The sequence below is a fragment of the Ventrimonas sp. genome, from assembly GCF_048380235.1.
Taxonomy (GTDB): Bacteria; Bacillota; Clostridia; order Lachnospirales; family Lachnospiraceae; genus Brotaphodocola.
In genome coordinates this window covers 84,223-95,225 of the sequence record NZ_DBFCCJ010000034.1, presented here as the reverse complement: position 1 = coordinate 95,225, position 11,003 = coordinate 84,223, and the positions used below count along the sequence as shown (strand labels likewise).

7 protein-coding genes and 4 tRNA genes are annotated in these 11,003 nt (G+C 50.7%); 9 read left to right on the top strand and 2 right to left on the bottom strand.

Annotated features, from left to right (window positions below):
• Positions 1 to 145: 145 nt before the first annotated feature.
• From ACMP1L_RS05530 to ACMP1L_RS05510, 5 genes are all read left to right on the top strand, one after another.
• Positions 146 to 2,218: a glycoside hydrolase family 13 protein gene (locus ACMP1L_RS05530; protein WP_418452260.1), complete on the top strand. Its 2,073-nt coding sequence runs from the start codon at positions 146 to 148 to the stop codon at positions 2,216 to 2,218.
• 159 nt (positions 2,219 to 2,377) lie between these two features.
• Positions 2,378 to 2,459 (top strand) — tRNA-Tyr (locus tag ACMP1L_RS05525).
• 18 nt (positions 2,460 to 2,477) lie between these two features.
• Positions 2,478 to 2,563 (top strand) — tRNA-Leu (locus tag ACMP1L_RS05520).
• A gap of 37 nt (positions 2,564 to 2,600) precedes the next feature.
• A tRNA-Phe gene (locus tag ACMP1L_RS05515) sits at positions 2,601 to 2,673 on the top strand.
• 125 nt (positions 2,674 to 2,798) lie between these two features.
• Positions 2,799 to 2,871, top strand: a tRNA-Gly gene (locus tag ACMP1L_RS05510).
• 160 nt (positions 2,872 to 3,031) lie between these two features.
• Here ACMP1L_RS05510 and ACMP1L_RS05505 read toward each other — a convergent pair.
• On the bottom strand, positions 3,032 to 3,589 hold the full coding sequence (locus ACMP1L_RS05505) for a Uma2 family endonuclease (protein WP_118731840.1): 558 nt from the start codon (positions 3,587 to 3,589) through the stop codon (positions 3,032 to 3,034).
• Positions 3,590 to 3,792: 203 nt separating this feature from the next.
• Here ACMP1L_RS05505 and ACMP1L_RS05500 point away from each other — a divergent pair, with 203 nt between their 5' ends.
• From ACMP1L_RS05500 to ACMP1L_RS05485, 4 genes are all read left to right on the top strand, one after another.
• Positions 3,793 to 5,124: a leucine-rich repeat protein gene (locus ACMP1L_RS05500; protein WP_177303816.1), complete on the top strand. Its 1,332-nt coding sequence runs from the start codon at positions 3,793 to 3,795 to the stop codon at positions 5,122 to 5,124.
• A 107-nt stretch (positions 5,125 to 5,231) separates the two neighbouring features.
• Entirely contained in the window at positions 5,232 to 6,602 is a 1,371-nt protein-coding gene (locus ACMP1L_RS05495; RefSeq protein ID WP_418452259.1) for a vWA domain-containing protein, read from the top strand.
• A gap of 112 nt (positions 6,603 to 6,714) precedes the next feature.
• Positions 6,715 to 8,226, top strand: coding sequence for an ATP-binding protein (locus ACMP1L_RS05490; RefSeq protein ID WP_118731843.1), 1,512 nt, complete (start codon positions 6,715 to 6,717; stop codon positions 8,224 to 8,226).
• Positions 8,227 to 8,234: 8 nt separating this feature from the next.
• A complete protein-coding gene (locus ACMP1L_RS05485; RefSeq protein WP_418452258.1) occupies positions 8,235 to 9,173 on the top strand; it encodes a mechanosensitive ion channel family protein in 939 nt (312 codons plus the stop codon).
• 57 nt (positions 9,174 to 9,230) lie between these two features.
• Here ACMP1L_RS05485 and hcp read toward each other — a convergent pair whose 3' ends face one another.
• Positions 9,231 to 10,865, bottom strand: a complete 1,635-nt coding sequence (gene hcp / locus ACMP1L_RS05480; RefSeq protein ID WP_418452256.1) for a hydroxylamine reductase — start codon at positions 10,863 to 10,865, stop codon at positions 9,231 to 9,233.
• Positions 10,866 to 11,003 lie beyond the last annotated feature (138 nt).

Genomic DNA, 11,003 nt, shown 5'->3' with positions numbered 1-11,003 from the left:
AAACATGTTGTAATCGACATGAGAATCATTTAAAATAAATTTATATGATTCCATCAGATTCGTCTGAGCGTATAAGAAAAAGTTACTGTTGGCTTAACACGCGAACGGGGCCGACGGATCTGGGCAGGAAGGAGCAGGGGTTATTATGTTTGATGAGCATCAGGAAAATGAAATAAACCGGCAGGCATTGTTTTCGGATGAGACGCAGGATTACCGATACCCGGAGGAACCGGACGCAGGTGAGACGGTAACTCTCCGGTTTCGCACAGCAAAAAATGATGTCGATCGGGTTTTTTATATTGAGGAAGATAAGAATGTACAGGCGGAGATGAGGAAGGTATCTTCTGACAGCCTGTTTGACTATTACGAGTATCGCATGGAGGCGGACAGTCAGCCTCAGCGCTATTATTTCCAGGTGGTGAAGGGCAGCGCAGTCTGCTATTTTAACCGTCTGGGCGCAACCATGGATATTCAGAGCTGCTACGCATTTCGTATTACGCCAGGATTTCATACGCCGGAGTGGGCAAAGGGCGCGGTCATGTACCAGATCTTTGTGGACCGCTTCTGCAACGGTGACCAGAGCAACGATGTGACGGAATGCGAGTATGTCTATATTGGGCGTCCGGTACATCAGGTAACCGACTGGAGCACCAATCCGTCTACCATGGATGTGGGCTGCTTCTACGGCGGTGATCTTCAGGGCGTGTGGGACAAGCTGGATTACCTGCAGTATCTGGGAGTTGAGGTGATCTACTTCAATCCGCTGTTTGTCTCGCCGTCCAATCACAAGTACGACAGTCAGGATTATGATCACATCGATCCGCATTATGGCGTGATCGTCAAAGATGGCGGTGAGCCGGTGGCAGTAAATGCGGTGAACAATGACCATGCGACCAGATATCAGATACGCAGTGCTGCCCCGGAGAACCTGGCAGCCAGCGATGCGTTTTTTGCCCGTTTTATGGAAGAAGTTCACAAGCGCGGTATGCGGGTCATCATCGATGGTGTGTTCAATCACTGCGGCTCCTTTAATAAATGGCTGGATCGAGAGAAAATCTACAGCCATCAGGGAAGCTATGAGCCAGGTGCTTATGAAAGCGAGGAAAGCCCGTACCGCAGCTTCTTTAAGTTTTACAATGAGGACGCATGGCCGGATAACGGAACCTATGACGGCTGGTGGGGACATGACACGCTGCCGAAGCTAAACTATGAGGATTCGCCAAAGCTGTTTGAGTACATTATGAAGATTGCCGGGAAATGGGTGTCTGCCCCGTATGGAGTAGATGGCTGGCGCCTGGATGTGGCGGCAGACCTGGGTCACAGCAGCGAGTACAATCACAAATTCTGGCAGGAATTCCGCAAACATGTCAAGGAGGCAAACCCGGAGGCAATGATCCTGGCAGAGCATTACGGAGATCCGAGCAGCTGGCTGGCGGGGGATCAGTGGGATACGGTCATGAACTATGATGCCTTCATGGAGCCGCTGACCTGGTTTCTGACGGGTATGGAGAAGCACAGCGATGAGTACAACGGTGCTCTTTATGGTGACGGTGTGAGCTTTTTCCGCTCCATGTATTACCACATGAGCCGCATGCAGACCCAGTCGGTCCTGGTGGCCATGAATCAGCTTTCCAACCATGACCACAGCCGTTTCCTGACCCGTACCAACCAGATCGTGGGCAGAATCGGAACAGCCGGGGCCAAGATGGCAGAGTTTGGCATCAATTACGGAATCTTCCGAGAAGCCATTATGGTACAGATGACCTGGCCGGGGGCACCGACCTTATATTATGGTGACGAAGCAGGAGTCTGCGGCTGGACTGACCCGGACAACCGCCGGACTTATCCGTGGGGTTTCGAGGATTTTGAGCTGATCGAGTACCACCGTTACCTTATTGATCTGCATAAGAAGCTTCCGGCCCTGCGCCGCGGTTCCTTAAAGCAGCTTCTGGCAGACCGCCAGCTCATCGCCTACGGCCGCATGAGCGGGGCAAACAAGTGCGCAGTCATCATCAACAACCGTGGCGATGGCAGAAGCGTCAGAGTGCCGGTGTGGGAGCTTGGCATCACCGATGAGGATGTCATCACCCGGGTAATGCTGTCTGATGAAAAGGGCTATAATGCCGGACGCATTGATTATCATGCCGACCATGGCTGGCTGACGCTGGATGTGCCGGCCCACAGCGGCGTGCTGTTGTCGAGCGGGGCACTGGTGTAGATGGTATAGACGGAAATAAAAATCAGAGCTGTCGCAACCGGTCTTTTGACGCGTTGCGGCAGCCCTGAACATTGCAAGAATATTACAGGAATATAAAAAAACTTCTTGCATTTTGATTATCGGTATGATAATATAATTTTTGCTTGTCGAAGCTAGTATGGATGGGTTCCCGAGTGGCCAAAGGGGGCAGACTGTAAATCTGTTAGCTGTGCTTTCGGTGGTTCGAATCCACCTCCATCCACTTCCTGAAAAAGGATATGCCGCAGTGGCGGAACTGGCAGACGCACAGGACTTAAAATCCTGCGGGACTAATCTCCCGTGCCGGTTCGATTCCGGCCTGCGGCATTCATAGTTTCAGGTATTCACAGTTACGATGAGACGGGCCTTGGTAGCTCAGTTGGTAGAGCAGAGGACTGAAAATCCTCGTGTCACTGGTTCGATTCCGGTCCAAGGCACTTGGATATGACAATTGTTCTTATTTATCGGCTTTTCATGAATTTCAAAAAACTTTAAAAAGTGCTTGCAATTTAGGAAAACCTGTGATAAGATATGAAATGTCCGAGAGACAACAATTTAATATGCGCGAGTGGCTCAGTTGGTGGAGTACGACCTTGCCAAGGTCGGGGTCGCGGGTTCGAGTCCCGTCTCGCGCTCTCAAGAGTACGGGTTCCGAGTTATTCGGGATCCGTTATTTGTTTGTGTAAATGAAATTACTGAAAGTTTTTATTTGAAAACCCCCAGAGGATGCAACCTTTGGGGGTTTTGTTTTGCCATATGGAAATTCTCACATTCCTTAGTGGCCTACATCATATTCTATTTTTGCCATGTTGTCAATATGTCTTGAATGCATATAGTCAGCCCGGGGTAAATTCCAACCGGAACATCTTGATCAAAGCCGTAGATAACTGGTGCTACATCATTTTCATAGTGGTAAACGGTGACGTGCTCCCTGGCTGGATCTATGATCCAGTATTCCCGGACTCCGGCCTGTGCGTAGATGGTATTTTTTAAGGTGTAGTCCATTTTACGGCTAGCTGGAGAAACCACTTCAAAAACGAGATCCGGAGCTCCGGAACAACCGCGATCGGTCAGTTTGTCTGGGTCGCAGATTACGGAAACATCGGGTTCCACCCAGTTTTTATCATTTGCGTCAAGATTAACGGCAAATGGTGCAGGGTAAACTTCGCAAAGTCCGTGATGTGAATCGATATAATTTGCAATAATCTTATAAATTTGACCGGAAATCTTCTGATGAATCCGACTGGGAGGTGCCATATCATAGAATTTCCCGTCAATTAGCTCAGCACGTTCGCCTTCTGGCTGATTCCAATAGTCTTTTGAGGTATAATAATCAGATTTTAATAATGGCATAATGAACACTTCCTCTCTTATTTTCCATTATAAGAGGAATGGGGAAAAGAAACAAGGCTTTACTTTTGCTCTAAAGTTTTCTAATATAGTAAAGAAGCGTGTGACTGCAAAGTGTAACGCAGTTATTACCGTTCATGCGTTGCGCAAACAGCAGGATTTGTTTGTTGTTTTTCAGCAACAAGTTAGAATATAGAGGCATTACGATGAAGTTTATTTATACCAGAAGCAACGATGAAATCCGTATAGATCAGATCGAAGACCCAGAGGCGGTGATCTATGTACCGGAGCGTTTTGAGGATTGTCCGGTGACAGAGCTTGGCTCCTATGTGCTGGCGCACAGTTCTGTGGAGGAGATTCATCTTCCACCGTATGTCAGAAAGATCGGTGCGTACGGATTTTATGAGTGTGAACAACTAAAAAGAATTTATTGTTACAGCCGGGTGCTGGATCTTGGTGCCGGGCTGTTTGCTGGTGTACCTGCAGTAGAGTATCTGGATATTACGGAGTTTCCGGGTGAGCGTTCCTGCTTAAAGGAGATGTTGACAGAACTCCGGCAGACTTTGCGGGTGCAGATTCATTGTTACTGCACAGGCATGCGTGTGCAGCAACGGGATTTTGCCGATGCTTCGCATTCCAAATCGGCAAAATCCGCAGCCACAACTGTATCGTACGGAATTTTCAGTTCAGAAAATTCCTACCCGTGTACAGCAATGATTCAGCCGCTGCGGCAGGCGGGGCGAAAGGAAGCAGGGCAGGAAATCTTAAAACCGGAAGAAACAAAGCAGCGGGAAAGAGAACAGCAAAACTTGGATCTGTCTTCGGAGAAACTGCCGGAAGAATACGAGGCAAGACTGATCTTTCCGGAGTATTTCGAGGATTCGGTTGAGAATACACCAGCCCGCATTGTCTGCATCGAGACGCATGGTTGTGGGCACCGTTACCGGTACTGTTTTGCCGGGCGGGTGTTCCAGTACCGGGGCTACGATGAGCTTTTTCCACATGTGCAGGTGCAGGAAAAAGAAGAACTGGTCACAGAGCTGGCATTGGGAAGGCTGCTCTATCCCAAAGAATTATCGGAGAAATTCCGGGAACAGTACCAGACTTATATCCGGGAGCACTGGGAGATGGCCGGACGGCTTTTGATTCAGGCAGATAACATGAAGAAGAACCACGTGAGCAACCTGGAACCAGGAAAACTGCCGTGGCTGGTAGAAGAGGTGCTTATGCCAAGGAAGGATCAATGCGAAACCTGGCAGCCAGAACTTGCGGCAGAACAACTCCGGAATACGGAACAAAATCAGCCGCTTCAGAATTTCTCTGCCCAGCTTTCCACATTTATTCAGATAGCTCAGGAATCCGGCGATACGGAAATGGTGAGCTGGCTGATGGAACGGCGGCATCAGCTTCGGGCTGCAGATTCGATGCAGTCTGCAGGTGCACTACATGATGCCGAAACAATACAGGATTTAACTGGTGACATGGAACATTCAGTGAAAACGCAGTCATCAAAGCGGAAACGCCGATTCAAATTTTGAAAACCGTCCTCGCAGTGTTTTTTGGCGATGGGCAGTTGATAGATAAGAAAGGGGAAATCGCTGTCGGACGCACATGGTTGTGTGTCTGGTAACGAGAATTACGGAACATGATCGATCCAACCAGGCACAGACAGCTGGAAGAACTGAATATGGTGGAACTTTGTACCCGGATCTTCCGGAATGCCAGGAATGAACTGTACCTGAATATGCGGTATCTGGACCTTTCGTTAAGTTCGCTTGGCTTTGAGGCAGACCCGTGCTGCCGTGGTGTGGGGACAGATGGATTTGTGATCTACTATCATCCGGATTACGTCTGCGATCTGTACCAGAGGGGGCGCGTGCATGTGAACCGGGCATATCTGCACATGGTGCTGCACTGCCTGTTCTGCCATATGGACACGCGCGGCAAACGGGAACCGGAACTTTGGAACCTGGCCTGCGATATTGCGGTGGAATCCATGCTGGACGACATGTATGTAAAATGCATTCGTGTGGTACCGACGCCGTTTCGCCGGGACTGGTACGGAAGGCTGCATGCGAAGCTTACTGTGCTGAATGCAGAGGGCGTGTATCGTGTGCTGAAGGAAGAGCAGCTGGAGCCGAGGAGGCTGGAGCGTCTGGCAGCGGAATTTCTGGTGGATGACCACAGTTTCTGGGATCTCCCGGGGGATTCCCCGAAGACTCCCATGGTGCGCCAGACGCAGTGGAGCAATAACCGGGAAAAGGTGCAGACCGAGATGGAGACCATGGGAAACCAGCAGGACGAGGAAAATAAAAGTATGCTGGAGCAGATCCAGGTGGAGAACCGGGAACGGTATGATTACCGTCACTTTCTGCAGCGCTTTTCGGTGCTGCGAGAGGAGATGCAGGTCGATCCGGATTCCTTCGATACGATCTTTTATACCTACGGGCTTTCGCTGTATGGCAACATGCCGCTCATCGAGCCGCTGGAATCCAAAGAAGTCAGCCGGATCGAGGATTTTGTTGTGGTGATCGACACCTCCATGTCCTGTTCCGGGGATCTGGTGCGGTGTTTTCTGGAGGAAACCTACGATGTGCTTTGTCAGTCGGACAGTTATTTTAAGAAGACCAACATCCACATCATCCAGTGCGATGAACAGGTGCAGCAGGATCGTCTCATTACGAATCAGGAAGAGATGGAAGCCTACATGCGGGATTTTACCATCATCGGGCAGGGCGGCACGGATTTCCGTCCGGCATTCGAGTATGTGAATGGACTGATCCGCCAGGGGGCTTTTCGCCGCCTGAAGGGACTGCTGTATTTTACAGACGGAGAGGGGATCTATCCGGTAAAACGGCCGGTGTATGATACCGCTTTCGTCTTTTTGAAGGATCAGTATACCGATATTTCTGTCCCGGCCTGGGCCATGAAGCTGATCCTGGAGCCGGAGCAGCTGCTGGAGAACAGCGGAGGACAATCTTCTGGCAGTAAGGCAGCGAAGGACGGTCCGCTTTAGGAGCAGCTGCTGGAGAACGATGTCACAGGCAGCGAACATGACGGACGGAACGTAACTGTGAAGGTACGGAACAGTTACGACAGAATTACATTGGAAAGGAAGAATAGGAATCATGAACATTAAGCGGGCAAAACAGGAAATCAAAGACACTGTGGCCGCGTATCTGGCAAAGGATGAGTTTGGGGCTTACGAGATTCCCTCCATCCGCCAGCGCCCGATGCTTCTGATCGGACCGCCGGGAATCGGCAAGACCCAGATTATGGAGCAAGTGGCGCAGGAATGTCAGATCGGTCTGGTGGCTTATACCATCACCCATCATACCCGGCAGAGTGCGGTGGGACTGCCCTTTATCGAGCATAAACAGTACGGTGGAAAGGAGTATGCCGTTACCGAGTATACGATGAGTGAGATCGTGGCATCGGTCTACGAGCGCATGGAACGGAGTGGAATGCCGGAGGGCATTTTGTTTATCGATGAGATCAACTGTGTGTCGGAAACATTGGCACCGACCATGCTACAGTTTCTGCAGGGTAAGTCATTTGGAAACCATAAGATTCCGGAGGGATGGATCATTGTGGCAGCAGGAAACCCGCCGGAATACAACAAGTCAGTGCGCGAGTTCGATATCGTCACCATGGACCGGATCCGCCGCATCGATGTGGAGCCGGATCTGAACGTCTGGAAAGAGTATGCAAAGACAGCCGGGGTGCATCCGGCGATCCTTTCTTATCTGAGCGTGCGGCCGCAGAATTTCTGTCAGATCGAGACAACGGTGGACGGCAAGCGCTTTGTGACGCCGCGTGGCTGGGAAGATCTGTCCGAGCTGATCTGGATCTACGAAAAGCAGGGCCGCAAGATGGACCGGGAACTGGTGGGAGAATATCTGCAGTTTCCAAAGATTGCGAAGGACTTTGCAAATTATCTGGAGCTGTACTACAAATACCAGGATGATTACCAGGTGGAGCAGGTGCTTGCGGGTCATATTTCCGAGGCTGCGGTGGACAAGCTGCAGCGGGCATCCTTTGATGAGCGCATCAGCGTGGTGAGTCTGCTTCTGTCGGGGCTGAATGAAAAGTTCCGAAATCTTATTTATATGGAAGAGATGATGAGTCTGCGTATGGAGCAGATGAAAAAGCTGCAGAGTGCCCAGACAGCAAACCGGGATGGTGTGCTGGCAAATGCCCTGGCAGCACTTGCCAATCAATTCCGCGCAGACTGGACCAACCGGCTGGAAAATGCCCTGCTCTCCCGTACGCAGCTTCGCACCTGCCGTGCGGTGAGTGCCAAACTGGAAGAGGATTCCATGGCACTTTTAAAGAGCGGCATCACCGACTGGGACGAGGGTTTTGCGCTTTTGCGTGAGCGTTTTGGCGTGGACAGTGACCGTTATGAGGAACTGTTCGACGAGGCGGGCGCAGCGCTGGAGCATGCGTTTGACTTTATGGAAGCGGCTTTTGCAAACAGCCAGGAACTGGTGCTGTTTGTGACAGAACTCAATACCGGGGCATACAGCGTTCATTTCCTGCAGGATTATGAATGCGAGCGCTATTACCAGTACAACCGGAATCTGCTGTTCTCCCAGGAGGAGCAGGAGATCGAAGCACTGCTAAATAAGAGAGGGTAAGAACCACAATGATGTTTTTGACAAAGCTGATGCTGCTCACGGCAGCAGAAACGGATGCAGACCTTTCTACTGTTTTGGAGGAAACCAAGGCAGTGGCAGAAGAGGTTCAGGAGGATCTGCAGAATTTAAAACCCAATGTAATTTTAGAAACCGCAAAGAGCTGGCTTCCGGGACTTATGAGCTTTGGTTACCGTCTGGTGATCGCCATTCTCATTCTGGTGATCGGAAACCGGATCGTGCATGCCGTGCGCAAGTTCTTATATAAGACCTTTACACGCATGAATCTGGATCCGAGTATCAGCCGTTTCCTGATCTCTGTGGCAGATGCCTGTATTTACGCGCTGGCGATCTTTATCGCGGCCGATAAGATCGGTATCCCGTCGGCCTCCATCATCGCGCTTTTGGGTTCTGCTGGACTGGCCGTTGGCCTTTCCCTGCAGGGCAGCCTGGCGAATGTGGCAGGCGGAATCCTGCTGCTGCTGCTGCGCCCGTTTGGCGTGCATGACTACATTGTGAGCGGCGGATACGAGGGAACGGTACAGAGTATCGGCCTGGCTTACACCACCATCATTACGGTCGATAACAAAAAGATTACGATCCCCAATGGCCAGATTTCCAATAGCACGGTTGTGAATGTCACTTCCCAGGAAAAGCGCCGGGTAGACCTGGTGATAGGAATTGGTTACGGTGCCGATATCAAAAAGGCAAAAGAGCTGATCCGTCAGGTGTACGAGAAGCATCCGCTGGTACTGGCAGAGGACAGCATTACCGTTTATGTGGATGAGCTGGCCGACAGCGCGGTTATGCTCGGCTGCCGCGGCTGGACTAAAACGGAAAATTACTGGCAGGTCCGCTGGGATGTGCTGGAAAGCATTAAGGAAGTGTTCGATGCGAACGGCATTGAGATTCCGTTCAACCAGATGGATGTGAATATCAAACATCAGTGAGACATTGAAAATGCACCGCAGGCTTTTGGCTTGCGGTGCATTTTTGCAGAAACTCCATTACTCGAAAAATAATTTCAGATCCTCTTCAACTGTTCCAATGCCCGCGATGCCGAAGTTTTCCACCAGAACCTTCGCAACATTTGGGGATAAGAAGGCCGGAAGGGTCGGTCCTAAGTGGATATTCTTCACACCAAGGTATAACAGGGCCAGCAGGACAATGACCGCTTTCTGCTCGTACCATGCGATGTTGTAGACGATCGGCAGGTCGTTGATGTCGTCCAGACCGAAAACTTCCTTTAATTTCAGTGCGATGACAGCCAGGGAGTAGGAGTCATTGCACTGTCCGGCATCCAGCACACGCGGAATCCCGTTGATATCGCCCAGGTCCAGCTTATTATATTTGTACTTTGCGCAGCCTGCAGTTAAGATCACGGCATCGTGCGGCAGTGCCTTTGCAAAATCGGTGTAGTAGTTTCTGGATTTGGCCCGTCCGTCACAGCCAGCCATAACTACGAACTTCCGGATCGCACCGGTTTTTACTGCGTCTACGATCTGGTCAGCCAGGGCCAGCACCTGGTTGTGGGCAAAGCCGCCCAGGATCTCACCCTGCTCAATCTCCGTCGGAGCGGCGCAGCGTTTTGCCTGCTCGATGATCTCAGAGAAATCTTTTTCTTCGCCAATCTCACCGCCGATGTGTTTACAGCCCGGATATCCGGCTGCACCGGTGGTGTAGAGGCGGTCTTTATAGCTGTCCTTCGGCGGCACGATGCAGTTGGTCGTCATAAGGATCGGTCCGTTGAAGCTCTCAAACTCTTCTTTCTGTTTCCACCATGCATTTCCATAGTTGCCGACGAAGTTCGGATACTTCTTGAAAGCCGGATAGTAGTGGGCCGGAAGCATCTCGGAATGGGTGTATACATCTACGCCAGTTCCCTGTGTCTGGATCAGCAGCATCTCAAGGTCGCGCAAATCGTGGCCGGAAACCAGAATACCCGGACGATTGCCAACGCCAATGTTTACGCGGGTCATTTCCGGGTGACCGTAAGCGCCGGTATTGGCTGCATCCAACAGAGCCATGCCCTCCACACCGTATTTTCCGGTCTCCAGGGTTAAGTTTACATAATCCGAGACAGTCAGGGAATCATCCAGCGTAGCGGCCAGGGCGCGCTGCAGGAAAGCATCCAGCTCCGCATTCTCTTTTAACAGGGCATTCGCGTGCTTGCTGTAGGCGGAAAGTCCTTTTAAACCATAAGTGATCATCTCGCGCAGGCTGCGGATATCCTCATCCTTGGTAGAGAGAACCCCTACCAGGGCCGCTTTGACTGCAAAGGTATGTTCCTCGCCGTTCCAGAGTGCGGCAGCCGGAAGCACGGAGGTATCCGGGCATTGCTTTAAGAGATTTTCCTTGGTGTCCAGCGTTTCGCGGATGCGGGCAACGATCATCTCTTTGTCAAAGTTCGCGTTGGTGATGGTGGTGAAGAGATTCACAGTGATGAGATGGTTGATCTCAGCGCTGATTTCGGTTCCCAGGCTGCGCAGATGCGTGGTGACAGCGGAAATCCCGCGGGTAACATATACTAAAAGGTCCTGCATGGCAGCGACATCCGGAGTTTTTCCGCAGACACCGGAATTGGTGCATCCGGTACAGCCTGCAGTTTCCTGGCACTGATAGCAAAACATATTCTGACTCATAAATATTTCCTCCTTATAAAACAAACAATAAAAATAATATTAGTAGCAACATGGTTAGAGTATAATAGATATTGCGGCATTTGAATGTTGTTAAAACAACAAAATTGCATTATAATGGTGTTAAAATGCTGGAAATAT

Bases quoted from the DNA above. Each gene is read 5' to 3' on its own strand.
- ACMP1L_RS05530 (WP_418452260.1), top strand. From the start codon at position 146: ATGTTTGATGAGCATCAGGAAAATGAAATAAACCGGCAGGCATTGTTT.
- ACMP1L_RS05490 (WP_118731843.1), top strand. From the start codon at position 6,715: ATGAACATTAAGCGGGCAAAACAGGAAATCAAAGACACTGTGGCCGCG.
- ACMP1L_RS05500 (WP_177303816.1), top strand. From the start codon at position 3,793: ATGAAGTTTATTTATACCAGAAGCAACGATGAAATCCGTATAGATCAG.
- ACMP1L_RS05505 (WP_118731840.1), bottom strand. From the start codon at position 3,589: ATGCCATTATTAAAATCTGATTATTATACCTCAAAAGACTATTGGAAT.
- ACMP1L_RS05495 (WP_418452259.1), top strand. From the start codon at position 5,232: ATGATCGATCCAACCAGGCACAGACAGCTGGAAGAACTGAATATGGTG.
- hcp (WP_418452256.1), bottom strand. From the start codon at position 10,865: ATGAGTCAGAATATGTTTTGCTATCAGTGCCAGGAAACTGCAGGCTGT.
- ACMP1L_RS05485 (WP_418452258.1), top strand. From the start codon at position 8,235: ATGATGTTTTTGACAAAGCTGATGCTGCTCACGGCAGCAGAAACGGAT.